Here is a 26,598-nt window from a genome sequence, read left to right on the forward strand (position 1 = left end):
GTCCGCCCGCCGGGTCGGCGGGTGGCGCCTGCCTCGTCCTCGAGCCAGACCCGTGGTCTCGCCGTTCAGCAGCGTCTCCCCGATCGGGCCGCTGGACAAGACGACACGGCCGGCGAGCACGCGGCGCGGACGCGCAGCAGGCGGCGTGCAGGACACCCGCCACGGGTGGGGACCGAGCAGGGCACCTGCCGCGCAGCGGTGGGCTCACCGGCGGGCACGAGGGCGTCCGCGTCGACCGAACCGCTCACCGGGACCGATCTGCGCCGCCCTGGCAGGCGCCCGGCCGCCCCGTTCAGGCACCGGAGGGGGCGGCGGTCCGTACGAGCTCACTCGCCAGGAGCGAGCCGATCCAGCCGTCCAGGCGCTCCCCGCGGTGCACGAGCAGCCCGCGGACCTCGCCCTCCCGGCGGAAACCGCACTTCTGCGCGACCCGCCACGAGGCGGTGTTGCCGACGACGGCCTGCCAGTGCACACCCGCCAGGTGCAGCTCGTCGAAACCCCACGCCAGGGCCAGGCGCGCCGCGCGGGTCATCACCCCGCGCCCGCGCGCCCACGGGGCCAGGCCGAACCCGATCTCGGCCCAGCCGGCCGGCCGGTGGCGCAGGTCCACCGTCCCGGCGAAGCGGCCACCGGCCTCGACCGCCCACCCGGCGACCTCGCCGCGGTCCCACGCGGCGGTGAGGCCGGCGGTGAAACCCTCGGCGTCCGCGCGGCCGTACGGGGTGGGCACCGTGGTGAACCGCACGGTGTCCGCGTCGCGGCACTGCTCGACGACGGCGTCGAGGTCGGTGGCGGTGTGCCGGCGCAGCAGCACGTCGCCGTCGCGCAGTTCCGGGTGCTCGGGCAGGTCCCAGGTCTCGTCCACGCCTCGAGGAAACCGCGACGACCGCGGGGCCGTCCACCGGGTTCCCGGTGGCCGGCCCCGCGGGGCGTTCAGCTGCGGTTGCGCTTGACCCGCTGCTCCACCAGGCCGAGCAGCACGTCGGAGAGCTTGCCCAGCAGCGCCAGCAGGATGATCGCCAGCAGCATCTGGTCGGTCCGCCCCACGTTCTGCCCGTTCGTCAGCTGGAACCCCAGCCCCATGGCGCCGTTGAGGATCTCGGCGGCCACCAGGAACAGCCACGCCTGCGCCAGCGCCAGGCGCAACCCCGACAGCAGCGAGGGCGCGGTGGCCGGCAGCAGGATCTCGGTGAACAAGCGCACCCCGCTGCGGCCGTAGGCCCGGCCCACCTCCACCAGCGCGGGGTCCAGGTGGGTCAGCGCGGAGTGCACGGTGGTGTAGACGGGGAAGAACGCCCCGATCGCGATGAGCACGATCTTCGGGGTCTCCCCGATGCCGATCCACAGGCTGAGCAGCGGCACCCACGCCAGCGACGGCACCGCACGCAGCGCACCGATCGTCGGGCTCAGCAGCCGGGACACGAGCGGCAGCAGGCCCGTCAGCCCGCCCAGCACGACCCCCAGGCCCGCCCCCCACAGGAACCCGAGCAGGACGCGCTGGGTGCTGATGGCGATGTTCTGCTGCAGGGCTCCGGTGCCCCACATGTCCACCACGGCACGCAGCACGTCCGCCGGCGGCGGCAGCTGCACGCGCGTGAACACGCCCAGGGTCGAGCACAGCTGCCACGCCACCAGCAGTGCCAGCGGCACCAGCAACCCCAGCAGCCACCGCCCGGAACCGGCGCGGCGGACCGGCGCGTCCGCCGCCGCCGGCCGCTCCGGCGCGCTCACGCTCACGCCGAGGCCGCCTTCTCGGCGAACTGCGGCGCGAACAGCCCGTCGAGGGCCGTGAGGGCCTCCTCCTCCGAGCGGACGTCGCCGTTGGCGGCCATCAGCGGGATGACGCCCTCGAGCACGGTGCGCTGGGCGGCGCCGGGCACCGGGTCGATGTCCAGGCCGGTGCGCTCGGTCAGCACCAGGGAGGCGACCTCGGGGTCCAGCTGCGCCTGCTCCGCGTACAGCGCGACGAGCTCGTCGGGGTTCGCCAGCGCCCACGCCCGCGCCTGCTCGTAGGCGTCGACGACCTGCTGCACGAGTTCCGGCGAGTTCTCGATGAACTCCTCGCGGGCGTTGAGCACCCCGTAGGTGTTGAAGTCCACGTTGCGGTAGAGCAGGCGCGAGCCGGCGTCGAGCTGGGTGGCGGCCATGTTCGGGTCCAGGCCCGCCCAGGCGTCCACGTCGCCACGCTCCAGCGCCGCGCGGCCGTCGGGGTGCTGCAGGTTGACGATCTCCACGTCGGAGGCCGCCAGGCCCGCCGCGTCCAGCGCCTGGCGCAGGAAGAAGTACGGGTCGGTGCCGGTCGTGGCGGCGATGCGCTTGCCGCGCAGGCCCGCCACGTCGCTCACCGTGGAGCCCGCACCGACGACCAGGGCGGTCCACTCCGGCTGGGAGTAGACGTCGACGGTCTGCACGGCCTGACCGTTGGAACGGGCCTGCAGCACGGCCGCACCGGCGGTGGAGGCCAGGTCCAGGTTGTCGTTGCGCAGGAACTCGTTGGCCTTGTTGCTGCCCAGGGACTGCTCCCACTGCACCGTCAGGCCCGCGTCCTCCAGGATCCGCTGCTGACGCACCACCAGGCTCAGCGGGTTGTAGTACGCGTAGTCCAGGCGGACGGTGTCCCCGCCCGAGCCCGAACCGGCAGACGGGGCCGCCCCCGAGGAGGACTCCCCCTGCACGCAGCCGGCGGCACCGAGGGCGACGCCGCCGAACAGGGCACCCAGGGCGGTGCGGCGCGCGAGGGGGCGGGGGAAGTGCGACACGGTTGTCTCCAGGGGGCAGGGTCGTCCGCACGAGCGGCGGACGACGGGGGTTCGCGGGGGTGTTGCGGGTTCGGGGGTGCAGCGGAGCCGGGCCCGCAGGGCCCGGCGCTCAGGCGTGCGCGCGCGGCACGCCGAGCAGTTCGAGCAGCTCCACGCGCAGGTGGGCGAGGTCGGCGTCGCCGCGGTCGCGCGGGCGCGACGGTCCCACGGCGAGGTCGCGCACGACGTGGGCGCCGACACGGCCCTCGGTGGTCCCCAGCACCAGCACGCGGTCGGCCAGGTGCAGCGCCTCGTCGACGTCGTGGGTGACGAGCAGGACGGTCGCGCCGGTGCCGCGCTGCACGTCGTCCAGCAGGTCCTGCATCTTCAGCCGGGTCAGGGCGTCCAGCGCGGCGAACGGCTCGTCGAGCAGCAGGACCCCGGGGCGGCGCACCAGGGCGCGGGCCAGCGCGGCGCGCTGGGCCATGCCGCCGGAAACGCGGCGCGGCCGGTGACCGGCGAACCCGGCCAGGCCCACGGTCTCCAGCTGGTGCAGCACCTGCGCGCGGCCCTCGGCGCGCGGCGTGCCCAGCGGCAGGCCCAGCGCGACGTTGCCGGCCAGGTCCCGCCACGGCAGCAGCCGCGGTTCCTGGAAGACCACGGCCGTGCGCCCGCCCACCCCGCGCACCGCCTCGCCGCCGACCTCCACGGTGCCGGAGGTGGGGGTGTCCAGCCCGGCGACCAGGCGCAGCAGGGTGGACTTGCCGGAGCCGGACGCGCCCAGCAGGGCCACGGTGCTGCCCGGCGCCACGTCCACGTCCACCCCGGCCAGGACGTCGTGCCTGCCGGAGCCGGTGGTGAACGAGCGCCCCACCCCCCGCAGGACGACGCCGGCGGCCTCGACGCGCCCGGCGCCGGGGACGGCCGCGGCGGGACGGGACGCTGCGGGACCGGGTGCTGCGGGACCAGACGCAGCGGGACCGGGCACGGCGGGACTGGACGCGGGGCGCGTGGGTACGGCCGACACTGCTCCTCCATCGTTCCTGGCGTGAGCACCGCACCGCCCGCTCCGGCCAGGGAGCGGATGGAGGTTGCTGCGGCGTCGTCGAGCCAGGTCTCTCGGCCGCTCTGGATGGTGGCGACATCAAACGTGACGTCCGCCCGCGCTGTCAAAACGGCGCCGCCGCACCCTGCGCCGCACGGGCGACGGCGCCGGTCGGCGCCGTCAGCGCGCCCGGGGCCGGGAGGGCACCAGCTCGCCGGCGGCGTCGAGGTCCAGCGCGCCGCGCGGGCGCAGCAGCACCGCCCGCCCGCCCGCCTCGCGCACCGCCCCCGCGAAGCGCCGGCCCGGCGCCGTCCACCGCTCGCCCATCGTGCGGGCCAGGCCCACCGGCGCGAACGTGCCCCAGTGCACCGGCACGGCCACGCGCGGGCGCACCCGGGCCACCAGCGCCGCGGCCTGCTCGGGGTCGAGGTGGTGCTCGCCGAGGGTGTGGCCCCAGCCGCCCACGGGCACCAGGGCCACGTCGGGCGCACGCCCGGCGGCGCGCAGCACCGACTCGGCGAACCCGTCGAACTCCCCGCTGTCACCCACCGCCCACAGCAGCAGGTCCGCGCCGCCGGCGGCCTCGGGCCGTCGGGGGAACACCCCCGGCAGCCGCACCAGGTGCCCCACGGGCAGCGCCCCGGCGGGAGCCCCCGTCAGCCGGCCCAGGGTGCGGCGGCCGTCGTGGTGGGCGGGCAGCGCGGTGACCGTCACCGGGCCCGCCGGGGCGCGCGAGACCTCGACGGAGGAGCCCACGGCGACCTCCCCGACCGCGCTGCCGGTGCCGCGCAGGCGCTGCTGCAGCCACGCGGCCGAACCGGGCGGGGCCACCACCCAGCGCGGGCGCAGCCGGCGCAGCGAGGGCAGGTCCAGGTGGTCGTGGTGCAGGTGCGATAGCAGCACCAGGGCCGGGTCGGCGGAGTGCTCGGGGTCCGGCAGCGGCGGGCGGCGGCGCAGGTGCGCGAACGACCCGCGCAGCACCGGGTCGGTGACCACCCGCACCCCCGCGGCGTCCAGCACGGCGGTGGAGTGGCCCAGCCAGCGCAGCCGCGCCCCGCTCACCGGCCCCCTCCCCCGGGCGGCGGCGCGGCCTGCGCACGGGGCAGCACCCCGTCCGCGCGCATCCACCGCAGCAGCTGGCGGTGCACCGCGTCGGCGCCGACGAGCAGCCGCTCACCGGGCACGGAGGTGTCCAGCAGGTCCTCGTCGACGCGCCAGTGCACCGGGTGGACCAGGACGGCCTGGTTCTGCCAGCCGCCCATCCCGCCGTGGTGGGCGACCTGCTCCTCGAAGGAGTGGACCTCACCGGTGCGCTCGTCGACGGCGGAGTGCACCAGCAGCGCCGGGGCGGTGCGCATGCGCATCACCCGCAGGACCTCCCCCGCCGCCCGCGGCCCGAAGGGCGCCAGCGGGTCGACGCCCCGCACCCGCCCCTCGACCGGGTCGTGCTCGCCGTCCGGCCCCAGCACGAGCGGGCCGGCCGGGCCGTGGCCGGCGACGAAGCCGACGCCGGGGGCGCTGAGCAGGCCGGGCAGCAGCGCCGGCCAGCGCGCGGCCACCCCCGCCAGGTCCAGCCGCCCGCCGGGGGCGTCGGGCACGCTCACCAGCGCCGTGCACCCGGCGGTGACGACGACGGCCGCGTCCGGGCCGGTGACCTCCTCCGACGGCTCGTGGCGCCGCCCGGCGCGCGAGGCGCTGGCCGCGGGCGCCAGGTCGCGCACGAGGACGTCGACGCGGCCGCGGCCCTCCTCGCCGGTGGCCGAGGCGACCCGGACCGGGCCCTCGGGGTGCTCGCGCGTCAGCAGGTCCGCGACGAGGTCCTGGACCGTGCGGCCGGCCACCTGCTCGAAGGTGGGGCCCTGCGCCTGCCCGTGGTCGGAGACCACGACGATCCGGTAGTCGCGCGGGGCGGCGGCGGCCACCGCCGCCAGGGTGCCCAGGGCCCGGTCCACGCCCGCCAGCGCGTCCAGGGACTCCGCCCGCGCCACGCCGGCGTGGTGGGCGACCTCGTCGTAATCGAGGAAGTCCACGAACACCACGGGCCGCCCGGCGGTCAGCTGCTCGGCCACCAGCGCCACCTCGAGGTCGCGCAGCAGGGCGTTGGTCAGCGCCCGCAGCAGCACGTACCAGCCGCGGCGGCGGATGCGCGGCTCGACGCGGCGCACCCGCTGCTGCCACCCCTGGTAGACCTCCTTGAGGACCTCCCCGACCACGAGCACCAGGCTGCGGGCCAGGCCGAACGGGCGCAGCACGTAGCGCAGGTACGGACGCCCGGAGCCGCCGCCGCGAGAGGTGGAGACCACCAGGTGGGAGTGGGGCGCCTCGCCGGAGAAGACGTTGCCCACGCCGGCCCCGCCGTGCGCGAGCAGCCCCTCGCGACCGGCCTCGCGCGCCGCGGCCACCAGCCGCGCCTCGATCACGGCGGCGTCGGCGGGCCGGTTGGAGACCAGCACCCGCCGCAGGTCGGGGTCCCACCAGCGGAACGCCGGCACGTCGTCGATCGTGCCGTGCAGCAGCCCCGCCTGGCTGGCCGGCGTCGTGGACGGCATCGGGACCCGCCAGGCGGTGGAGCGGTGGGTGCCGGTGCGCAGCCAGCGGGCGATCGTGGGCAGCGTCCCGGCGTGCACGCCGAACTGCAGCAGCGGTGCGGACAGGCCGTCGAACTGCACCACGAGCAGCCCCGGCGGCGCGGCACCGGCCCCGCGCGGGTGCCGGCGCCGCAGCAGGTCGCGCACGACCCAGCCGCTGTCGTTGACGCCGACCAGCCAGCGCACGACCACCGCGACCAGCCCGGTCACCAGGTACACCTGCCACAGCGCGTCCAGGGAGCGCAGACCCAGGCCGGGCAGGGCGGTCAGCGCGGTGTGCAGGACCAGCAGCTGCACCGCCGCGCCCAGCAGCACGGTCGCCACGGGGCCGACCAGCTGCACCAGGGGACCCAGCAGCGGGCGCACCAGCACGTCCCCCAGGAGCAGCAGGGCGGAGGCGGCCAGCAGCCACAGCGGGGAGCTGTACTGCACACCGGTGACCACCTGGGCACCGATCCACAGCGCCACCGCGGTGGGCACCACGCTCAGGACCGCGTCGCGCGCGTCGCGGGCGCTCAGCGCGGGGCGGCGCGGGGCGCGCGGCGGCCCGTCGCCGGGCACGGCCTAGAAGCCCAGGCGCTGCAGCTGCTTGGGGTCGCGCTGCCAGTCCTTGGCGACCTTGACCCGCAGGTCCAGGTGGCAGCGCTCGCCGAGCAGCGCCTCGATGGAGCGGCGCGCGCGGGTGCCGACGTCCTTCAGGCGCGCACCGCCGCGGCCGATGATGATGCCCTTCTGGCTCTCGCGCTCCACGTACAACCACACGTGGACCTCCAGCAGCCCGTTCTCCCGGCGGGTCGTCTCCTCCACGACCACCGCCAGGGAGTGCGGCATCTCGTCGCGCACGCCCTCCAGGGCCGCCTCGCGCACCAGCTCGGCGACCATGACGTTCTCCGGCTCGTCGGTCAGGTCGCCGTCGGGGTACATGCGAGGGCCGGGCGGCAGGTGCGAGAGCAGCACGTCGGCCACCACGCCGACCTGCTCGCCGGTGACGGCGGAGGCGGGCACGACGTCGGCGAAGCCGCCCAGCAGCTCCTCGCCCAGGGCGCTGACGGCGAGCAGCTGCTCGGCCACCCGCTCCGGGCGCACCTTGTCGGTCTTGGTGACCAGGGCGACCTTCACCGAGCGGGGGGCGGCGGCCAGCGCCTCGGCGATGAAGCGGTCGCCGGGGCCGATGCGCTCGTCGGCGGGCACGCAGAACGCGACCACGTCGACCTCGGCGAGCGTCTCGTGCACGAGGTCGTTCAGCCGCTGGCCCAGCAGGGTGCGGGGGCGGTGCAGGCCGGGGGTGTCCACGAGCACCAGCTGCGCGTCGGGGCGGTGCACGATGCCGCGCACCGTGTGCCGCGTGGTCTGCGGCCGGCTGGAGGTGATGGCGACCTTCTGCCCCACCAGGGCGTTGGTCAGGGTGGACTTGCCGGCGTTGGGCCGGCCCACCAGGCACGCGAACCCGGAGCGGTGCTCCGCACCGCCGTCCCGCCCCTGCTCGTGGTCCTGCTGCTCACTCACGCCGGCCTCCCGCACCGCTCACCAGTTCCCCCTCCTGCTCGTCCGCGCCGCCGTCCTCGCGCGCGGGGGCCGCGGCGCGGTGCACCAGGACCGTGCGCACCTGGTTGCGCCGGCCGCCGCGGCGCTCGGCCTCCAGGTGCAGGCCGTGCACCTGCGCCGCCGAACCGGGCACGACGACCTCACCGAGGGTCTTGGCGAGCAGCCCGCCGACGGTGTCGACCTCCTCGTCGTCGATCTCGATGCCGAACAGCTCGCCGACCTCGTCCACGGCCAGCCGCGCCGAGACCCGGTAGCCGCCGTCGCCCAGCTCCTCGACGTCCGGGGCGCCACGGTCGTACTCGTCGGCGATGTCGCCGACGATCTCCTCGATGGCGTCCTCGATCGTCACCAGCCCCGCCGTGCCGCCGTACTCGTCGACGACGATCGCCACGTGCGTGGTGTCGTGCTGCATCCGCTTGAGCAGGTCGTCCACGGGGAGGCTGTCGGGCACGAACGCGGCCGGGCGGGCGACGTCCTCCACGGGGGTGCGGCGCGCCTCGGCGGGGTCGTCGTGGAAGCGACGGGCGACGTCCTTGAGGTAGAGCACGCCGAGCACCTCGTCGGCGTCCTCGCCCACGACGGGGGCGCGGGAGAACCCCGAGCGCAGCAGCAGCTCCTGGGCGTCGCGCAGACCGGTGCCGCGACGCAGCGAGACGACGTCGGTGCGCGGCACCATGACCTCGCGCACGCGCGTGTCGCCCAGCTCGAAGACCGAGTGGATCATGCGGTGCTCGCCGGCCTCGATGACGGACGTCTCCCCGGCCAGCTCGACGATCTCGCGCAGCTCCGCCTCGGTGCCGAACGGCCCGTGCGGGGTGCCGCGGCCGGGGGTCACGGCGTTGCCGATGAGCACCAGCGCGTGCGCCACCGGGCCCAGCACCCGGCTCAGCGGGGCGAGCACGGGCGCGGCCAGCAGGCCGACGGTCTCGGCGTGCAACCGGCCCAGGGTGCGCGGGCCCACGCCCACGAGCACGAAGTCCAGGGCGGACATGCCCAGGCCCGCGGCGAGCAGGACGACCCACCAGGCGTCGGACCAGCTGGCGACCACGACGGTGACGCACACCGCCGCCAGGGTCTCGAAGACGACGCGGACCAGGGTGCAGACGGTCAGCACCGGTGCGGCCGACTCCAGCACCCGCAGCAGCGCACCCGCACCGCGCCGGCCGTCGGCCTCCAGCTCCCGGGCACGGCGCCGGGACGTGCCGGCGACGGCGGACTCGGCGGCGGCGACCAGGCCGGCGGCCACGACGAGGACGAGCGCCAGCAGCAGCAGCGGGACGGCGGGGGCACCCACGGCGCCGGCCCTCAGCCCTCGGACCCGGAGCCGGGCAGCGCGCGGTGCCCGACCGTGGGGGTCGGGTCGCCGGGACGGCCGATGCGGGCCAGGAACCCCAGCACCAGCCGGCGCTGCAGGGTGAACATCTCCCGCTCCTCCTCCGGCTCGGCGTGGTCGTAGCCCAGCAGGTGCAGGATGCCGTGGGTCACCAGCAGCAGGACCTCGTCGGCGGTGGCGTGCCCGGAGGCCGCGGCCTGGGCGGCGGCGACCTCCGGGCAGACCACGACGTCGCCCAGCAGGCCGGGCTCGGAGGTCTGCCCCTCGCGGCCGGGACGCAGCTGGTCCATCGGGAAGGACATGACGTCGGTGGCGCCGGGCTCGTCCATCCACTGCTCGTGCAGCCGCGACATGGCCTCGCCGTCCACCATGAGGACGGAGAGGTCGGCCAGGGGGTGCACCCGCATCTCGTCCAGCACGTGCCGGGCGAGCGCGGCCACCTCCACGGTGTCCACGCCGCGGCCGGCCGCGAAGCTGCTCTCGTCGACGACGTCGATGCTCACGCGGACCTCACCGCCGCCCGCGCTGCGGCTGCTGCGCCCGGGCCGGCCGGGCGTCCTCCCAGCGGCCGTACGCGTCGACGATCTCCGAGACCAGCCGGTGGCGCACGACGTCGGTGCTGGTCAGCCGGGAGAAGTGCACGTCCTCGATGCCCTCGAGGATGTCCTGCACCACGCGCAGGCCGGACTCGGTGCCGCTGGGCAGGTCGACCTGCGTCACGTCACCGGTGACGACGACCTTGGAACCGAACCCCAGGCGGGTGAGGAACATCTTCATCTGCTCGGGCGAGGTGTTCTGCGCCTCGTCGAGGATGATGAAGGCGTCGTTCAGGGTGCGCCCGCGCATGTACGCCAGCGGGGCCACCTCGATCGTGCCCGCCGCCATCAGCCGGGGGATGGAGTCCGGGTCGAGCATGTCGTGCAGCGCGTCGTACAGCGGGCGCAGGTACGGGTCGATCTTGTCCGTCAGCGTGCCCGGCAGGAAACCGAGGCGCTCGCCGGCCTCGACCGCCGGACGGGTCAGCACGATGCGGTTGACCTGCTTGGCCTGCAGCGCCTGCACGGCCTTGGCCATCGCCAGGTACGTCTTGCCGGTGCCGGCCGGGCCGATGCCGAAGACGACGGTGTGGTCGTCGATGGCGTCGACGTAGTGCTTCTGGTTGACGGTCTTGGGGCGGATCGTGCGCCCGCGGCTGGACAGGATGTTCAGCGTCAGCACGTCGGCCGGGCGCTCGCTGCCGGTGCCGGCGGCCTGGGCGCGCAGCATCGCGACGGAACGCTCCACGGCGTCCGGGGACAGCGGCTGGCCGGCGGCGAGCACGGCGAGCATCTGGTCGACGAGGCGCTCGACGAGGGCGACCTCGCCGGCGGACCCGGTGACGGTGATCTCGTTGCCGCGCACGTGGACGTCGGTGCGGGTGAAGGCCCGCTCCAGCACGCGCAGGAGCTCGTCGCGCGGGCCCAGGAGGGAGACCATCGAGACGTCGGCGGGCACGACGACGACGTGGCGGGCGGTCGCCGCCGGTTCGACGCCGGGCACGCCCTCGGCGGGGGTGGTGGGGTCGTTGCTGGCCATGGTCGGCCCGGTGGGCCGTTCGCCTCCGTGGTGGGGAGCTGCTGTCGGCTCGATCCTACCGAGCGGGCCCGACACCGCCCGCCCGCGCGCTGCGCCAGACTCCCCCGGGTGACGAGCGCCTCCCCCTCCACCGCGCCCGTGCGGGCGCGCACCGCGGTGCTGGGCGGCGCGGAGGTGCCCTGGGACGCGCCGGTCGCCGCGGCCGACGACGCCGGCGCGGCCCGCGGGGACGGCGTCTTCGAGACCGTCCTGGTCCTCGGCGGGCCACCGGTGCGGGTGGTCCACCTGGACGCGCACCTGGACCGCTTCGCCCGCTCAGCGCTGGCCCTGGACCTGCCGGCCCCCGAGCGCCCCGCGTGGGAGGAGCTGGCCGCCCGGCTCACCGGGGAGGTGCCCGCCGGCGCCGAGGCGGTGCTGCGCCTGACCCTGACGCGGGGCGCGCCCGGCAGCGGGCCGACCGGGTTCGCGACGCTGCGCCCGGTGCCCGCCGCGGTGCTGCGCGCCCGCGCCGAGGGGGTCCGGGCGGTGTCGCTGACGCGCGGGACCCCGGCTCGGGCGCACGCCGCGGCGCCGTGGCTGCTGGGCGGCGCGAAGGTCCTCTCGTACGCGCTGCACACCGCCGCGCTGCGCGAGGCCGCCCGGCGCGGCGCGGACGACGCGCTGCTGACCTCCGCCGAGGGCCTGGTCCTGGAGGGCGCCACGTCCAGCGTCGTGTGGGCGACCGGGGGACGGCTGCTCACCGCGCCCGTGGACGGCACCGGCGTGCTGCCCGGCACCACGCAGAGGGCGGTGTTCGCCGCCGCCGCGGCCGCCGGGGTGCCCACCGGCGCCGAGCTCGTGCCGCCACGGCTGCTGCGGGCGGCGGGCGCGGTGTGGCTGACCTCCAGCGTGCGGGGCGTGGTGGAGGTGACCCACCTGGACGGCGAGCCGGTGGCCCGGCGGCCGGAGCTGACGGCCCGGCTGCGCGCCTGGGCGCTGGCCTGACGCGCGGCGCGAGACCCCGGAGAACCCGTGGCGGTGCGCTCAGCAGTGGGCGTGGTCGCCGCCCTGGCCGTCGCCCTTCCCGTTGCCGCTGCCGCTGCCGCTGCAGTTGCCCGTCGGCGTGGCGGTGGGCGTCGGCGTGGCGGTGGGCGTCGGCGTGGCGGTGGGCGTCGGCGTGGCGGTGGGCGTCGGCGTGGCGGTGGGCGTCGGCGTGGCGGTGGGCGTCGGCGTGGCGGTGGGCGTCGCGGTCGGCGTCGCGGTCGGCGTCGCGGTCGGCGTCGCGGTCGGCGTCGCGGTCGGCGTCGCGGTGGGCGTCGGCGTCGCGATCGGCGTCGCGGTCGGTGTCGCGGTGGGCGTCGGCGTCGCGGTGGGCGTCGCGGTGGCCGTCGCGGTGGGCCTCGGACGGGCAGCGGACGTGCGCGCCGGGCGCCGGCTCGAGGCGAGGGTGCGCTCCGCGGACCCTGCGGGGGTGGGGGTCACCGTGACGGCGGGCTCGGCCGCTGCCGGCGTCGGGAGGGCGGAGGGCCCGACGGGGGTGGAGGTGGGGGTGGGGGTGGCGCTCGTGGTCGCGCTCGGGTCGGCGGCGCGCAGCGCGGTCGCACCGGTGGCGCCGGCGGCGTCCACGGGTTGCGCGGCGGCGGCCACGTCCCCCGGAGCGGCGACCAGCGCCGTCGTGCCGGTGAGGCCGGCACCGACCCCGACCCCGGCGGAGAGCACGGCGGCCAGCACCTGCCCGCCGGCCGTCTGCGCGAGGGTCGAGGCGGTCGAGAGGGCCTGGGCCGGAGCCGCTCCCACGCCCGGCAGCGCGGCCAGCAGGGTCGCCGGGCCGGCGATCAGCCGCAGCCGGCCGATGCCGATCGAGAGGAACGCGCGCACGACCTCGGGGTCGAACTGGGCGCCGGCGCAGCGGGTGATCTCCGCGCGGGCCTGCTCGGCCGACATCGGCTTCTTGTAGGCGCGGGCGGAGGTGATCACGTCGTACGTGTCGGCGACGGCGATGACGCGCGCGGCGAGGGAGACGTCCTCGCCGGCCAGGCCCCGCGGGTACCCGCCGCCGTCCCAGCGCTCGTGGTGCTGCTCCACGCCGTCGAGCCAGGGCCCCAGCCAGGCGCGCAGCGGCTGGACCAGCCGGCCGCCGTGACAGGGGTGCTCCTGCAGGGCGGCCCACTCCTGCTCCGTGGGCCGGCCGTTCTTGTTGATGATCTCGACGGGGACGTGGACCTTGCCCACGTCGTGCAGCAGGGCGGCCCAGCTGAGGCGGTCGACGTCCTCGCTCGGCAACCCCAGTTCGCGGCCGATCAGCGCGGCGTACGCCTGGACCCGCTCCCCGTGCGCCCGGGTGCGCGCGTCGTGCGCCGCGAGGGTGCTCACGAGGGTCAGCAGCCACTGCGCGGAACCCCGGTCGGCACCCGCGGCGGCGTCCGCGTCCTCCAGCGCCGTGGGCGACCAGGTGCGGCGGGCGACCTCGAAGCGGCTGGGGACGCGGTCGGGCAGGACCAGGCTCAGCCGGAGCAGCGCCGAGAGGGGGACCAGCCGGCGCAGCCAGCGGGCCAGGACGACCAGCGCACCGGAGGAGACGCCGACGACGAGCAGCAACCACACCGTCGCCGGCAGGCCGAACCGCACGGCGGGCAGCCAGTGCGCGGCACCGGCGCCGATCCCCAGGGCGAACAGCAGGGGCCCGCCGGAGACGGTCGCCCGCACGAGGGCGGCCAGGACGGGCCGCGGCCGCCAGGAGGTCGCGGCCCCGTCCCCGTAGTTCTGCGTGGGTCCCGTGGCCATTCCCCCGGGGTCGGGACGTGGGCGGGGCGGGTTGAGCGGCCGGCGGGGTGGTTCACCCGCCCGGTGGGCGTGCGTCCCCCGATCGGGGGACGGCCACGCCGGGTCCGGTCGGTGGCGGGTCCAGCAGCGCCCGCAGCGACGCACCGGCCTTGAGGACCATCTCGGCGAACTCCTGCTCGGGGTCGGAGTCGAGGACCACCGCTCCGCCGGCGCCGGCGGTCCACTCGCCGCCGGCGCGCACGAGGGTGCGGATGACGACCGCGAGGTCCGCGGCGCCGGTCAGCGAGAAGTACCCCAGGACCCCCGAGTACACGCCCCGCGCACGTTCCTCCAGCGCGTCGACGACCTCGCAGGTGCGCAGCTTGGGCGCCCCGGTCATCGAGCCGGGCGGGAAGCAGGAGCGCACCGCGTCCACCGCGCCCAGCCCGGTGCGCAGCCGGCCGCGGACGGTGGACACCAGCTGGTGGGCGGTGGCGTAGGTCTCCGTCGCCATCAGCGCGGGCACCGACACCGAGCCGACTTCGCACACCCGCCCCAGGTCGTTGCGCAGCAGGTCGACGATCATGAGGTTCTCGGCGCGGGTCTTGGGGTCGGCGGCCAGCGCGTCGCGCAGCGTCGCGTCCTCATCGGCGTCGATGCCGCGCCGGGCGGTGCCCTTGATCGGCTTGGCCTCCGCCCACCCGTGGCGGTCCACCCGCAGGAACCGCTCGGGCGAGGCGCAGACGACCTCCACGCCCGGCAGGCGCAGCAGGGCCGCGTAGGGGGCGGGGTTGACGGCGCGCAGGCGCCGGTGGGCGCTCAGCGCGTCCACCGGGTCCGCCGAGCTGGCCTGCGCGGTCAGGCACACCTCGTAGCTCTCCCCCGCCCGCAGCACCTGCCGGCACTCCTCGACGGCGGCGAGGTACTGCTCCCGGGTGCGGTCCAGCAGCGGCAGCACCACCTCCTCCGGCAGGGGCGGCACGGGTTCCGGTTCCGGGCGCGGCGGCGCGCCGGGCAGCACGGCGAGCGCGCGGGCGGTGCCCTCCAGCCACGCGCCCGCGTCCCGCTCGGCGGCCGCGACGGCGGGCGCGTCGGGGTCGGTGCGCACCAGGGCGACCAGGTGGGTGCGGTCCTCCTCGTGGTCGACGGCGACGAACCGGTCGGCGAACAGCCAGGCCGCGTCGGGCGTCCGCGCGCGCCGGGTCGTGGGCGAACCGCAGTCGGCGCGGACCTCGTAGCCGAGGTAGCCCACCCAGCCGCCGACGAGGTCGAAGGGCAGCTCGCCGGGGCCCTGCCCGGCACCGCCCTCTCCCTCACCCGCACCGACCTCGCTGCCGGCCTCCAGGCGCCGCCCGCCCAGGTGCTCGAACACCGAGCCGGGCAGCCGCCGCTCGCCGCCGCGGTCGCGCAGCACCACCTCCCCCTCGGCCGCGCGGTACGTCAGCAGGTCCGCCTCGGGCCCGGTGGAGCCGCCGACGAAGGAGAAGCGGCCGGTGCCCGGGCCGGGGCGGGCGCTGTCCAGCCAGAACGCGGGTCCGTCCGGCGCCGTGAGCACCTCGAACGCCGCCGCGGGGTCCACGGCGCGCTCCAGGACGCGCGTGCGCAGCCGGTACGTGCGTCCCGGCGCCCGGGCGCCGGCCGGCGCGGTGGCGCGCACCTCCGGGCGGGCGCTGCGCAGGAAGTTCCCCAGGACGGTGGCGCCGTGCTCGCTGCCGACGGACTCCGGGTGGAACTGCACGCCGGTGAACGGGCGGGTGGTGTGCCGCAACCCCATGACGACGCCGTCCTCGGCCCAGGCGGTCGCCACCAGCGGTGCGGGCAGCGGCTCGGTCACGCACAGGGAGTGGTAGCGCACCGCTGCGAAACCCTGCGGAACCCCGGCGAACACCCCGGCCCCGTCGTGGTGGACCCGGGTGACGTGCCCGTGCCGCGGCTGCGGCGCGCGCACCACGGGCGCCCCGGCGGCCAGGGCGATCCCCTGGTGCCCCAGGCAGATCCCCAGCACCGGCACGCGCGCGCGGGCCAGCACCTCGGCGCTCAGGCCGAAGTCGCGCTCCTGCCCCGGGTGACCCGGGCCCGGGGAGATGACGACCGCGTCGAAACCCGCCAGGTCCAGCTCGGCGGGCGCCACGGCGTCGTTGAGGACCACGACGGGTTCGGCGCCGGTGAGCCCGGCGAGCAGCTGGAACACGTTGTACGTGTAGGAGTCGTGGTTGTCGACGAGCAGGACGCGCACCGCTCCCCCTGTGCCGCGTGCCCCGGCGCCCGGGCCGCCGGCTCAGGCGCCGGCGCCGGCGCGCTCGGGCACGACGGTGCGGTCCACGGGTTCCAGCTGCGCCGGCTGCACGCTGTCGGAGGGGAAGTCGGCCAGGTCGCCGTGCTCGGCGCGGTCCCACTCGTCGAAGGTGAGCCCGCTCTGCAGGTACACCACCAGCAGGCGCGCCAGCGCGACCAGGCCGTCCAGGTGAGTGCGCTCGTGGCCGTGGCTGGACTCCAGGCCGAAACCCAGCAGGGCCGCGCGCGCCTCCATGCCGGCCTCCAGTGCGGGGGCGGCGTCGGAGCGGTAGTGCCGGTAGACGTCGCGCACGGCGGGGATGTCGTGGTCGCGGGCCAGGGCGTGCAGCCGGCGGGAGAGGTGGTAGTCGAACGGCCCGGTCATGTCGAGCATGCCGACGCTGACGTGGTCCTCGCGCGACATCTGGCCCTCGGCGACGACCGCGTTGTCCACGGCGACCAGCTCGGCGAGCTCGGGAGCCAGGCCGTGGGTGGCGCCGAAGCCGACCTCCTCGCCGATGGTGACGAGGAGCTGCGCGGTCACCGCCAGCGGGAGCTCGGCGTCGCGCAGCGCCTTCAGCGCGGCCAGGCAGGCCGCCAGGCCGGCCTTGTCGTCCAGGTGGCGGGACTTCACGTAGCCGTGGCGGGTGATCTGCGGGGCGGCGTCCAGGGCGACGAAGTCGCCGACCTGCACGCCCAGGGCGTGCACGTCGGCGGCGCTGGCGACCGGTTCGTCGATGCGCACCTCGACGACCTGCCAGCCCACGCCCTGGGTGTCGATCTCGTCGCCGAAGGTGTGCCCGGAGCTCTTCAGCGGCAGGACGGTGCCCGTGTACACCTCGTCGAAGTCGTCCGTGAAGATCGTCACGTGGGCGCCCTCGGAGAACCGGGCGCTGTGGCTGCCGACGGGCACGACCTCCAGGCGGCCGTTGTCCTTCACGCGCTTGACCATCAGACCGATGGTGTCGGCGTGCACCACGACGGCGCGGCGGACCACGTCGGTGCGCCCGCGCAGCGTGGCGCGCAGCATGCCCCGGCGCGTGAGGTCGACCGGCAGCCCGAGGCTCTCGATGTGCTGGCCCACGACCTGCATGACCGCGTCGGTGCGGCCGGAGGGGCTGGGCACGCGCAGCAGTTCCATCAGGGTGGACGTCAGGTAGTCCACGTCGACCGGTGCGTCGACGACCCCGGCGGTGGTGTCCTTGCCGGCGGTGTGGGTGCGGTGCTGGGGGCGGTCGCTGGGGCTCACGGGCCGATCCTGCCGCCTGCCGGGGCGGGAGTCCCACCCGGGGCGTGTGCCGCTCCCGGGAGCCGTGGCCGCCCGGTCGCGCGGCGTGCGCGGGCTGGGTCCGCCGGGTGGTCACCGCTGGCCCGGGCGGGTACCGCAACGCCCGGTCCCACCCCGGTCGGCGGACCGCTCGACTTCACTGCCGGGTGTGAGGACACGCACCGCCACCCCGACCGCCCTGGCCTTGACAGCCGTCGTGACCGCCGCCCTCGCCGGGTGCTCCGACGGCACCGGCGCGAGTGCGGAGCCCGGGGCTCCGGCGTCCTCCCCGGGCGCTCCGGCCACCACGCCGACCCCGCTGGCCGACCTCGGGCAGCACGACGCAGCCCCGCAGGCGGGCGAGCCGCTGACCGTCACGCTGCGGGGGGTGCAGCGCATCAGCGACGGCACGGGCCTGGTGAGCGTGACCGTCAGCACCACGGACGACTGGTCGTACCCGCACGACGTCTTCCACGAACCAGGCTGGGACGGCGAGGACGACGACGTCTTCAGCGGTGTGACGGTGACCGCTCCGGGCGACGACACGCTTTACCAGGTCGCCAGGGACGCCGACGGCACCTGCTACTGCAGCGTCGTCTCCAACCTGCCCCCGGGGACCTCCACGGGGTTGTGGGCGTACGTGGCACTGCCGGAGGGCGCCACGACGGTCGACGTGGCGGTGCAGGGCGTGGAGCCGTGGGTGAACGTGCCGGTGAGCTCGTGACGACGGCCGTGCGGGTCCTCGTGGCGCGGGCCGCCGTCGGCGCGCTCACCGCGGGGCTCCTGACCGCCGCGGGCACCCTCCCCGCTGCGGCGACCACGTCTCCGAGCACGGCGCCGAGCACGGCGATCGAGACCGCGGAACCCGCGGGGCCCACCGGGGCACCCAGCCGCGCCGAGCGGCGCACCGCGCCGCTGCAGCAGCGCACCGCGGTACCGGTCCGCCGCACCACCTCCGGCGCGGCGCGCATCAGCACGGGGGACGAGGTCGCGGTGGACCTGGGCACCGACGTGCTGTTCGCGGTGGACTCCGCGGTGCTCACCCCGGAGGCGGGCGCGGCCCTGGACGCCGCCGCCGGGGCGTTGTCGACGGCGGCGCCCGGCCCGCTGGCCGTCACCGGCCACGCGGACTCCACCGGCACCGACGCCCACAACCTGCAGCTGTCGCAGCAGCGCGCGCAGGCGGTGCGCGACGCGCTGGCGCCACGGCTGGGCGCCGGGTGGACGTTCACCGTCTCCGGCGTCGGGGAGGCCGACCCGCTGGTGCCCGAGACGGCCGCGGCGGACCTGCCCGAGGCGGAGGCCGAAGCGCAGGTGGCGGCGGCCCGGCAGCTGAACCGGCGGGTGTCCGTGCGGCCCGCCTGAGGTGAGCGCGTCAGGTCTGCTCGACGGGGCAGGTGTACGCGGTGCGCCCCCCGACGGAGGAGACGCGCACCGCAGCGCCGCACCGCCGGCAGGTGTCCCTCTCGTAGACCCACCGCTCGTCGGGTGCGGCCGGGTCGCTGACGACCTGGCCGGCCGCTGCGCCGAGTTCCAGGTGGTGCACCGCCAGGTCCCACAGCCGCCCGGCCTCGGCGCCGTCGACGCGCCGGGCCGGGTCGACCCCGGCCAGGAAGAGCAGTTCCGCCCGCCACGCGTTGCCGATGCCCGCCCACACGGACTGCTCCAGCAGCGCTGCCCCCACCGGGCCGCGAGCGCCCTCGACGCGGCGCACCGCCTCCTCGCGGGAGGCGGCCGGGTCCAGGGGGTCCGGGCCCAGGGAGGTCAGCAGCGCGGCGACGCCCGCCTCGTCCAGCGCCTCGCACGTCGAGGGGGCGATGAGCGCGAACGCCGCGGCGTCCGTGCCGATGAGGAACCTGGTCCCGCGCGGCGGGGCGGGCGGCCAGGCTCCGCAACCCAGGAACAACCCCCGCATCCCGAGGTGGACGTGCACGGCAGGGGCGCCGTCGACGGCGTACAGCAGGTTCTTGCCCACCGCCGTCACCGCGTCCAGGCGATGGCCGTCGAAGGGGCCCGCGTCGAACCTGCCCTGCGGGCTGGCGACCCGGACGGTGCGCCCGGCGAGCGCGGCGTGCTGCTCGCGGGCGTGGCGGTGCAGCAGGTGTCCCTCGGGCACGTGCCCATCCTGGCTCCGCCGGCCCCTCCCCGCCCCTCCACCCACCGTGATCTTGCACGGGTGAACGCTCAACCGTGCAAGACCACCACGGGGAGGAGCGGGGCGGTGCGGTAGGGGTGGCAGGGGCGGGGAGCGTGGTTACGGTGGGGCGGGTGCAGCGCGACGACGCCCCGAGCCCCGGCCGCGACCTCGACGTCGTCGTCTTCGGCGCCACCGGCTTCGTCGGCCGGCTCGTCGCCGGCCACCTCGCCGAGCACGCCGGGCCGGGCACGCGCGTGGGCCTCGCCGGACGCTCGGCGCACCGCCTGGAACAGGTGCGTACCGGCCTGGGGGCGGCCGCCGAGCACTGGCCCGTCCTGACGGCCGACGCCACCGACGAGGCGTCGCTGCGCGAGCTCGCCCGCACCGCGCGCGTGGTCGTCAGCACGGTGGGGCCGTACCTGCGCCACGGGCTGCCCCTCGTCGCCGCGTGCGCCGAGGCCGGAACCCACTACGCCGACCTCACGGGCGAGACGCTGTTCGCGCACCGCAGCGCCGGGGGGTTCCACGCCGCCGCCCGTGCCGGCGGTGCGCGGATCGTGCACTCCTGCGGCTTCGACTCGGTGCCCTCCGACCTGGCGGTGCTGCTGGCGCACGAGCGTGCGACCGCCGACGGCGCCGGGCCCCTCACCGACGCGGTGCTGGAGGTCCGCTCGGCGCGCGGTGGCGTCAGCGGCGGGACGGTGGACTCCCTGCGCCTGCAGCTGGACACCGCCCGCGGGGACGACGCGGCCCGTCGGTTGCTGGCCGACCCGTACGCCCTGAGCCCCGACCGCGACGCCGAACCGGACCTGGGCAGGCAGCGCGACGTCTTCCGCCCGCACCGGCGCGCCGAGGACGGGACGTGGGTGGCGCCGTTCGTGATGGCCCCGTACAACACCCGCGTGGTGCGGCGCAGCAACGCGCTGCTCGGCCACGCGTACGGACCGCGGCTGCGCTACCGGGAGGTCGTCGCGTTCACCGGGCGGGCGGCGCCCGTGGGTGCGTTCGCGATGACCGGCGCGCTGGGGGCGCTGGCCGGTGCGCTGGCGCTGCGACCGGCCCGCCCCCTGGTGGACCGGCTGCTGCCCGCCCCCGGCAACGGCCCGTCCGAACGCACCCGGCGCACCGGCCGGTTCCGCGTGGTGCTCGACGCGCGCACCGCCGGCGGGTACCGCTACCTGACCACGGTGGCCGCGCAGGGCGATCCCGGGTACGCCGCCACCGCCGTCATGCTGGGCGAGAGCGCGCTGGCGCTCGCGCTCGACGGGGATCGGCTGCCGGACGCGGCCGGGGTCCTCACCCCCGCCACCGGCATCGGCAGGGCCCTGGCGGACCGGCTGCGCGCCCGAGGCTTCACCCTCCGCACCGACGACGCCACCCCCTCTCCACGATCACGGTGATCGAGGAAGTCGCGACCCCCTCGATCACCGCGGGGCAGGGGCGGGGTTCAGCGCTGCTCGGCGCGCCGCGTCTCCGGGAACAGCAGGTCCAGGAACCGCTGCGCCGTGGGCCGCGGCTGGTGGTTGGCCAGGCCGGGGCGCTCGTTCGCCTCGATGACCACGTGCTCGGGTCCGGACACGTCCGGCACGAGCAGGTCCAGGCCGGTCACGGGGATGCCGAGGGCGCGGCTGGCGGCCACCGCGGCGTCCACGAGGTCGGGGTGCAGGTCGTCGGTGACGTCCTCGATGGTGCCGCCGGTGTGCAGGTTCGCGGTGCGGCGCACCTCCAGGCGCTGCCCGCGCGGCAGCACGTCGTCCATGCCGAGCCCCGCCTCGTGCACCACCGCCTCGGTGGTGGCGTCCAGCGGGATGCTGGACTCGCCACCGGTGGCGGCCTGCCGGCGGCGGCTCTGCTTGACCACGAGGCTGCGCACGTCGTCGCTGCCGGTGCCGATGACGGCGGCGGGGCGGCGCACGGCGGCGGCGACGACCTCGTGGTCGATGACGACGATCCGCAGGTCCTGCCCGGTGACGAACTCCTCCACGAGGACGTCGGGGCAGTTCGCCGACGCCTCGGCGACGGCGCGCCGCAGCGCCTCGCCGTCGCGCACCCCGATGGTGATGCCCTTGCCCTGCTCACCGCGGGCGGGTTTGACCACGACCGGGCCGGTCTCGGCGATGAGCCGCTCGGCGGCGGCCAGGCCCTCGGTGTCCGCGAGCGCCGGCGCGGCGAGCTCGACGCCGCGCGGCACCCGCACCCCGGTGGCCGCGAGCAGCCGGCGCGTGACGCGCTTGTCGTCGCAGCGGCTCATCGCCACCGCGCTCGTCAGCTCGGACAGGGACTCGCGCGTCAGCAGCGAGCGGCCGCCGAACGTCAGGCGCATCTCCCCGCTGGGGGCGTCGGTGACCTCCACCCGCACCCCGCGGCGCAGCGCCTCGTCGGCGACGATGCGCGCGTAGGGGTTCAGCTCGCCCAGCTGCTCCGGCTGCGGGGAGAACAGCGGCCGGTTGATGGGGTTCTTGCGCTTGACGACGACCGGCGGGGCGGGGCGGAAACCCAGCCGGCGGTACAGCGCGATGGCACCGTCGTTGTCGTGCAGGACGGACAGGTCCAGGATGGCGCGCCCGCGGGCGACGTAGCGCTCGGCGAGCACCCGAACCAGCGCCTCCCCCGTGCCGCGCGGTGCGCTCTGCGGGTCCGCGGCCAGGCACCACAGGCTGGCGCCCTCGTCGGGGTCGCCGAACGCCAGGACGTGGTCGACGCCGGTGACGGTGCCGACGATCGCCCGCGTGCGGGTGTCCTCGGCGACGAGGTACGTGAACGTGCGGGTGCGGTGGTTCGCCCACATGACGTCCGGGTCGGAGGTCACCATGCCGTTCGCCGCGTACAGGCGGTTGACGTCCTCCAGCTCGGAGCGCTCGCGCACCATCCGCACGAACACGTCGGGGTTGCGGTCCCGCGGCGGCCGGTAGCGCGACAGCTGCAGGCGGAACGTGATGGAGGGGTCCATGAACAGCTCGTGCGGCGCGAGCCCCACGAGCACCTGCGGTTCGGGCACGTACATGGCGATGTCGCGCTCGCCGGTCTCCTCGGCGCGCAGGGCGTCGACGACGTCGCGCTGGTCGGTGAACGTGTGCCCGAACACCAGCCGGCCCCAGCCCATGTCGAGCACGACGTCGCCGGCCATGTCGCGCGTGAGGTGGCTCGGCGGCCGCTGCCAGTTGCGGCTGGAGATGGTGTGCGCGTCCTGGCCGCGGTGCCGCAGCCCGGCCACCTTCGCCCGGCGTCGGGTTCCCACGGTGCTCATCGTCCTCCCCGGCGGTTCAGTCGATCCCGTGCTGCTGCAGCCACAGCTCCAGCAGGCCCAGTTGCCACAGCTTGTTGCCGCGCAGCGGGGTGAGCTCGGCGTTGGGGTCGCGCACGAGCTCGGAGACGTACTCGGGGCGGAACAGCCCGCGGCGTCGGGCGGCCTCGCTGGTCAGGGCGTCCTTGACCAGGCCGAGGACCTTGCCCTGCAGGTGGGTGATCGCCGGCACGGGGAAGTACCCCTTGGGCCGGTCGATGACCTCGCGCGGGATGACCTTGCGGCCCACCCGCTTCAGGACGCCCTTGCCGTCGTCGGACAGGTGCAGCTCCGGGGGGATCGCTGCGGCCAGCTCGACCAGCTCGTGGTCCAGGAACGGCACGCGGGCCTCCAGCCCCCAGGCCATCGTGGTGTTGTCGACGCGCTTGACGGGGTCGTCGACGAGCATGACCTCGGTGTCCAGGCGGAGCGCGGCGTCCACGGCGGTGTCGGCGCCGGGGGCGGTGAAGTGGCGGCGGACGAAGTCGCGGGACACGTCGGAAGCGGTCAGCCACTGCGGCTGCAGGACCTGCGCCATGCCGGCGTGGTCGCGGTCGAAGAACGCCCTCGCGTAGGCGTCCACGCCCTGCTCGGGGCTCAGGCCCGCCAGCGGCGGGTACCAGTGGTAGCCGCCGAACACCTCGTCGGCGCCCTGCCCGGACTGCACGACGCGGATGGACTGCGACACCTGCTGGGAGAGCAGGTCGAAGGCGACGACGTCGTGGCTGACCATCGGCTCGTGCATGGCGCCCACGGCGTGGCCCAGGGCGCCGACGAGCTCGTCGCCGGTGACGCGGATGCGGTGGTGGTTCGTGGCGTAGCGCTCGGCGATGACGTCGGAGTAGGCGAACTCGTCGCCCTCGCGCCCGCCGACGGACTCGAAGCCGATGGAGTACGTGGCCAGGTCCCTCTGCCCGGCCTCGGCCAGCAGGCCGGTGATGAGGCTGGAGTCCAGCCCGCCGGACAGCAGCACCCCGACGGGGACGTCGGCGACGGTGCGCCGGCGCACCGCGGCGCGCAGGGAGTCCAGGACGGCGTCCTCCCAGTCCTCGCCGGAGAAGCCGGCGAACTCCTCGCGGCGCACGTGCTGGGCGTTCCAGTAGCGGTGCTCGCGGCTGGTCCCGTCGGCCTCGATCACGCGCACGGTGGCGGGCGGCAGCTTGCGCACGCCCTTGAGGATCGTCAGCGGGGCCGGGACCACGGCGTGCCAGCTGAGGTAGTGGTGCAGCGCGACCGGGTCGATGGTGGTGTCCACGTCCCCGGCGGCCAGCAGGGCCGGCAGCGAGGACGCGAAGCGCAGCCGCCCGGGCGTCTCGGCCAGGTACAGCGGCTTGATGCCGAGGCGGTCGCGCATCATCACGACGCGGCCGGAGTCCCGCTCGTGCAGGACGACGGCGAACATGCCCTTGAGGTGGTCCACCACGTCGGTGCCCCACCGGTGGTACCCCTTGAGGATGACCTCGGTGTCGGAGGTGGAGGTGAACCGGTAGCCGTGACCGATCAGCTCCTCGCGCAGCTCCTTGTAGTTGTAGACGCAGCCGTTGAAGACGGCGTGCAGGCCCAGCTCGGGGTCCACCATGGGCTGCGAGCCGCACACCGACAGGTCGATGACCGACAGCCGCCGGTGCCCGAACGCCACCCGGCCCTGTGCCCAGTACCCCTCGCCGTCCGGGCCCCGCGGCGCCAGCGGCTGCGACATCCGCTGCACCGCGCCCACGTCCGCAGGACGCCCGTCGAAGGTGATCTCACCGCACAAGCCGCACATGGCGCACCATCCAACCCCCTGATCAGCCGGGCGGCCAAGTGAGGGGCCGCCCGCCCAGGACGTGACCGTGCACGTGGGGCACCGACTGGCCCGCGTCCTCACCGCTGTTGAAGACGAGGCGGAAGTGCCCGCCGCAGCGCTCGTCGGCGATGCGCTGAGCCACCTGCACGAGGCGCGCCAGCGTCGCCGGGGCCGCGGCGGCGAGCTCCGCGACGGTCTCGTGGCGCTCGCGGGGCACGACCAGGACGTGCACGGGCGCCCGGGGGTCGGCGTCCTCGAAGGCGACCACGAGGTCGTCGGAGTGCACGATCGTCGCGGGCAGCTCACCGGCGACGATCCTCAGGAAGAGGTCGGCGGGGGCGTTGCCGTTGCGGCTGGCGCTCATGGCGGCACGGTACCGGCGCCGCCGCGCGGCCGCCCGCCTCCCCCGCCCGGCGGATCCGCTCCGCTTGGATGTCAACCGTGACCGTGCGCTGCTCGTCGTACCTGTGTGGAGATGCTCAGAGCGCGGCGCGCCGTGGCTGACCGGCAGGTCGGCCGCGGGCTCGGCGTCGTGCGCGGCGGGGCGGACGGGCACGGCACCGACCCGGAGGACCCCCGCGGCTGGGACGCGGACACGGCCGTGAGCGTCCTGTACGCGGCGCACTGGCGGCGGCTGGTCGCGCTGGCCGCGGAGTTCACCGGGGAGACCTCCACCGCCGAGGAGGTGGTGCAGGAGGCGTTCGTGGCCCTGCACCGGCGCTGGCGGCGGCTGGACGACCGCGCCGCCGCCGTCGCGTACCTGCGCCGGGCGGTGGTCAACGGCGCGCGCGACGTGCTGCGCCACCGGGCCGTCGCCGACCGCAAGCGCCCGCTGCCGGACCCCGCGCCCGAGGGCCCGGAGGAGCGGGCGGTGCGCTCGGCCGAGCACCGCCTGGTGCTGGCCGCGCTGGACGCCCTGCCGGTGCGCCAGCGCGAGGTCCTCGTCCTGCGCTACTCCGCGGACCTGTCCGAGCAGGACATCGCCGAGACCCTGGGCATCAGCCGCGGGGCCGTCAAGACGCACGCGCACCGCGGGCTGGCGGCGCTGCGCGCCGGCCTGGCCCGCCAGGAGGAGACGCCGTGAGCCACCACCCCGGCCCCGCACCGGACCCCGACGACGACCCGGTCAGCGCCGGGCCGCTGCCCGACCCCGCCACCGACCCCGCGGCGCGCGCCCTGCGCGACGCCCTCGCCGCCCGCGCCGAGACCGTGCGCCCCACCGACCGCCTCCAGGAGATCCGCATGAGCACCACCTCCCGCCGCCGCACCACCCGCGCCTGGGCCGCCGTGGCGACCACCGCCGCGGTCCTCGTCGTCGGCGGCAGCGCCTTCGCGCTGACCCGCGGCGACGACGAGTCGGTGCGCACCGTCGCCTCCGCCCCCACCGGGGCGGCCGAGCGCAGCAGCGCCCCCGCCCCGGCGACCTCGGAGCCGAGCGGCGAGGGCACCGCGCCGAGCGCCGCGCAGGAGCCGGCCGCCGAGGAGCCGTCGCAGGCCACCACCGGCGCTCCTGCCACCACCGGCCGGTCGCTGCCGGCCGGCTCGGCCACCGTGCCGGTGTACTGGCTGGGCGGGCAGCCGCAGCTGCTGTTCCGCGAGTACGTGCCCGCCGGCGACGCGGCGGACGACGCGACGAACGCGCTGCGGGCCGTGCTCGGCGGGCAGCCCAGCGACCCCGACTACGCCAGCCCGTGGGGTCCGGACGACTCCGCGACGGTGACCGCCCGGGACGGCCGCCTCGTGGTGGACATCGCCGCCTCGGCCGCCGCCGGGGACGCCGAGGCCGGCGACGTGACGGCCGCCGTGCAGCAGCTCGTCTACACCGTCACCGCGGCGGCCGGTGAGGACCTGCCCGTCGAGATCCGCGTCGACGGGCGCTCCGAACCGCTGGTGTTCGGCTACGCGGTCCCGGAGACGGTCTCGCGCGCGCCGCAGTCGGACGTGCAGGCCCCGGCGTGGATCACGGCAGTCGACACCGGCACCCCCGGCCAGGCCGTCGTGGAGGGTGTCGGCAGCGCCTTCGAGGGCACGCTGCTGTACACCGTCACCGACGCCTCGGGCGCGGAGGTGACCCGCGGGCCCGCGCAGGCGGGCGCGAACGGCACGTTCGCGGAGTTCTCCGTGACGATCCCGCTGCCGGCGGGCGAGTACACCGTGCTGGTGGAGCGCCCCGACGAGTCCGGCGGCGAGGCCGGCGCGCAGCCCGCCGGCGACACCAAGAGCTTCACCGTGCGCTGAGGCTCTACCCGACCGGTGCGGTGAGGGCCCTCGGGGGGTCCTCACCG

At 76.5% G+C, this 26,598-nt stretch carries 23 protein-coding genes and 1 riboswitch; of the genes, 6 read left to right on the forward strand and 17 right to left on the reverse strand.

What is annotated here, in order from left to right; all coding sequences use genetic code 11:
• Positions 1-292: 292 nt before the first annotated feature.
• The 10 genes from ACRYR9_RS05090 to ACRYR9_RS05135 all read right to left on the reverse strand — a co-directional run bounded on the left by ACRYR9_RS05090 (position 293) and on the right by ACRYR9_RS05135 (position 10,824).
• Positions 293-865, reverse strand: coding sequence for a GNAT family N-acetyltransferase (locus ACRYR9_RS05090; RefSeq protein ID WP_432491230.1), 573 nt, complete (start codon positions 863-865; stop codon positions 293-295).
• A 68-nt stretch (positions 866-933) separates the two neighbouring features.
• Complete coding sequence (locus tag ACRYR9_RS05095) at positions 934-1,737, reverse strand: ABC transporter permease (protein ID WP_432491228.1); 804 nt, start codon at positions 1,735-1,737, stop codon at positions 934-936.
• On the reverse strand, positions 1,734-2,759 hold the full coding sequence (locus ACRYR9_RS05100) for an aliphatic sulfonate ABC transporter substrate-binding protein (protein WP_432491226.1): 1,026 nt from the start codon (positions 2,757-2,759) through the stop codon (positions 1,734-1,736). Before ACRYR9_RS05100 ends, ACRYR9_RS05095 begins: the two co-directional genes overlap by 4 nt.
• 109 nt (positions 2,760-2,868) lie before the next feature.
• Positions 2,869-3,621 carry an ABC transporter ATP-binding protein gene (locus ACRYR9_RS05105; RefSeq protein WP_432491433.1) on the reverse strand — a complete coding sequence of 251 codons (753 nt, stop codon included), beginning with the start codon at positions 3,619-3,621 and terminating at the stop codon, positions 2,869-2,871.
• 148 nt (positions 3,622-3,769) lie between these two features.
• Positions 3,770-3,877, reverse strand: a riboswitch (SAM riboswitch).
• An 86-nt stretch (positions 3,878-3,963) separates the two neighbouring features.
• Positions 3,964-4,845: an MBL fold metallo-hydrolase gene (locus ACRYR9_RS05110; protein ID WP_432491224.1), complete on the reverse strand. Its 882-nt coding sequence runs from the start codon at positions 4,843-4,845 to the stop codon at positions 3,964-3,966.
• Positions 4,842-6,932, reverse strand: coding sequence for an alkaline phosphatase family protein (locus ACRYR9_RS05115; protein ID WP_432491222.1), 2,091 nt, complete (start codon positions 6,930-6,932; stop codon positions 4,842-4,844). Before ACRYR9_RS05115 ends, ACRYR9_RS05110 begins: the two co-directional genes overlap by 4 nt.
• 3 nt (positions 6,933-6,935) lie before the next feature.
• Positions 6,936-7,877 carry a GTPase Era gene (gene era, locus ACRYR9_RS05120; RefSeq protein WP_432491220.1) on the reverse strand — a complete coding sequence of 314 codons (942 nt, stop codon included), beginning with the start codon at positions 7,875-7,877 and terminating at the stop codon, positions 6,936-6,938.
• Positions 7,870-9,210, reverse strand: a complete 1,341-nt coding sequence (locus ACRYR9_RS05125) for a hemolysin family protein (protein ID WP_432491218.1) — start codon at positions 9,208-9,210, stop codon at positions 7,870-7,872. The genes era and ACRYR9_RS05125 overlap by 8 nt, the downstream gene beginning before the upstream one ends.
• 11 nt (positions 9,211-9,221) lie before the next feature.
• Positions 9,222-9,752, reverse strand: a complete 531-nt coding sequence (gene ybeY / locus ACRYR9_RS05130) for an rRNA maturation RNase YbeY (RefSeq protein WP_432491216.1) — start codon at positions 9,750-9,752, stop codon at positions 9,222-9,224.
• A gap of 7 nt (positions 9,753-9,759) precedes the next feature.
• Positions 9,760-10,824, reverse strand: a complete 1,065-nt coding sequence (locus ACRYR9_RS05135) for a PhoH family protein (RefSeq protein ID WP_432491214.1) — start codon at positions 10,822-10,824, stop codon at positions 9,760-9,762.
• A gap of 108 nt (positions 10,825-10,932) precedes the next feature.
• Between ACRYR9_RS05135 and ACRYR9_RS05140 the strand changes: the two genes are divergently transcribed.
• Entirely contained in the window at positions 10,933-11,808 is an 876-nt protein-coding gene (locus ACRYR9_RS05140; protein ID WP_432491212.1) for an aminotransferase class IV, read from the forward strand.
• Positions 11,809-11,847: 39 nt separating this feature from the next.
• On the opposite strand, the gene ACRYR9_RS05145 is transcribed toward ACRYR9_RS05140, so the two are convergent.
• From ACRYR9_RS05145 to ACRYR9_RS05155, 3 genes are read right to left on the reverse strand one after another with little or no spacing between them, the layout of a single operon-like run.
• The gene (locus ACRYR9_RS05145) at positions 11,848-13,587 is read right to left on the reverse strand and encodes an HD-GYP domain-containing protein (protein ID WP_432491210.1); all 1,740 of its coding nucleotides are present in this window, start codon (positions 13,585-13,587) and stop codon (positions 11,848-11,850) included.
• 52 nt (positions 13,588-13,639) lie between these two features.
• Complete coding sequence (locus tag ACRYR9_RS05150; RefSeq protein ID WP_432491208.1) at positions 13,640-15,802, reverse strand: chorismate-binding protein; 2,163 nt, start codon at positions 15,800-15,802, stop codon at positions 13,640-13,642.
• A gap of 42 nt (positions 15,803-15,844) precedes the next feature.
• Positions 15,845-17,005 (reverse strand): osmoprotectant NAGGN system M42 family peptidase, encoded by a 1,161-nt coding sequence (locus tag ACRYR9_RS05155; RefSeq protein ID WP_432491431.1) that lies wholly within the window; start codon positions 17,003-17,005, stop codon positions 15,845-15,847.
• 271 nt (positions 17,006-17,276) lie between these two features.
• Between ACRYR9_RS05155 and ACRYR9_RS05160 the strand changes: the two genes are divergently transcribed.
• The gene (locus tag ACRYR9_RS05160; RefSeq protein WP_432491206.1) at positions 17,277-17,831 is read left to right on the forward strand and encodes a hypothetical protein; all 555 of its coding nucleotides are present in this window, start codon (positions 17,277-17,279) and stop codon (positions 17,829-17,831) included.
• On the forward strand, positions 17,804-18,472 hold the full coding sequence (locus ACRYR9_RS05165) for an OmpA family protein (RefSeq protein WP_432491204.1): 669 nt from the start codon (positions 17,804-17,806) through the stop codon (positions 18,470-18,472). The genes ACRYR9_RS05160 and ACRYR9_RS05165 overlap by 28 nt, the downstream gene beginning before the upstream one ends.
• A 10-nt stretch (positions 18,473-18,482) precedes the next feature.
• Here ACRYR9_RS05165 and ACRYR9_RS05170 read toward each other — a convergent pair whose 3' ends face one another.
• Positions 18,483-19,223 (reverse strand): DNA-formamidopyrimidine glycosylase family protein, encoded by a 741-nt coding sequence (locus tag ACRYR9_RS05170; protein ID WP_432491202.1) that lies wholly within the window; start codon positions 19,221-19,223, stop codon positions 18,483-18,485.
• Between the two features lie 152 nt (positions 19,224-19,375).
• On the opposite strand from ACRYR9_RS05170, the gene ACRYR9_RS05175 reads away from it, so the two are divergent.
• Positions 19,376-20,644: a saccharopine dehydrogenase family protein gene (locus ACRYR9_RS05175; protein WP_432491200.1), complete on the forward strand. Its 1,269-nt coding sequence runs from the start codon at positions 19,376-19,378 to the stop codon at positions 20,642-20,644.
• 47 nt (positions 20,645-20,691) lie between these two features.
• Here the strand turns inward: ACRYR9_RS05175 and ngg are convergent, their stop codons facing one another.
• The 3 genes from ngg to ACRYR9_RS05190 are packed head-to-tail and all read right to left on the reverse strand — an operon-like array spanning position 20,692 to position 24,677.
• A complete protein-coding gene (gene ngg / locus ACRYR9_RS05180) occupies positions 20,692-22,491 on the reverse strand; it encodes an N-acetylglutaminylglutamine synthetase (protein WP_432491198.1) in 1,800 nt (599 codons plus the stop codon).
• Positions 22,492-22,507: 16 nt separating this feature from the next.
• On the reverse strand, positions 22,508-24,292 hold the full coding sequence (locus ACRYR9_RS05185) for an N-acetylglutaminylglutamine amidotransferase (RefSeq protein WP_432491196.1): 1,785 nt from the start codon (positions 24,290-24,292) through the stop codon (positions 22,508-22,510).
• Between the two features lie 22 nt (positions 24,293-24,314).
• Positions 24,315-24,677, reverse strand: a complete 363-nt coding sequence (locus ACRYR9_RS05190) for an HIT domain-containing protein (RefSeq protein WP_432491194.1) — start codon at positions 24,675-24,677, stop codon at positions 24,315-24,317.
• Between the two features lie 168 nt (positions 24,678-24,845).
• Between ACRYR9_RS05190 and ACRYR9_RS05195 the strand changes: the two genes are divergently transcribed.
• Entirely contained in the window at positions 24,846-25,397 is a 552-nt protein-coding gene (locus ACRYR9_RS05195) for an RNA polymerase sigma factor (RefSeq protein WP_432491429.1), read from the forward strand.
• Positions 25,394-26,551: a Gmad2 immunoglobulin-like domain-containing protein gene (locus ACRYR9_RS05200; RefSeq protein ID WP_432491192.1), complete on the forward strand. Its 1,158-nt coding sequence runs from the start codon at positions 25,394-25,396 to the stop codon at positions 26,549-26,551. Before ACRYR9_RS05195 ends, ACRYR9_RS05200 begins: the two co-directional genes overlap by 4 nt.
• Positions 26,552-26,598 lie beyond the last annotated feature (47 nt).

Source organism: Kineococcus auxinigenes, assembly GCF_050871525.1.
Lineage (GTDB): Bacteria > Actinomycetota > Actinomycetes > Actinomycetales > Kineococcaceae > Kineococcus.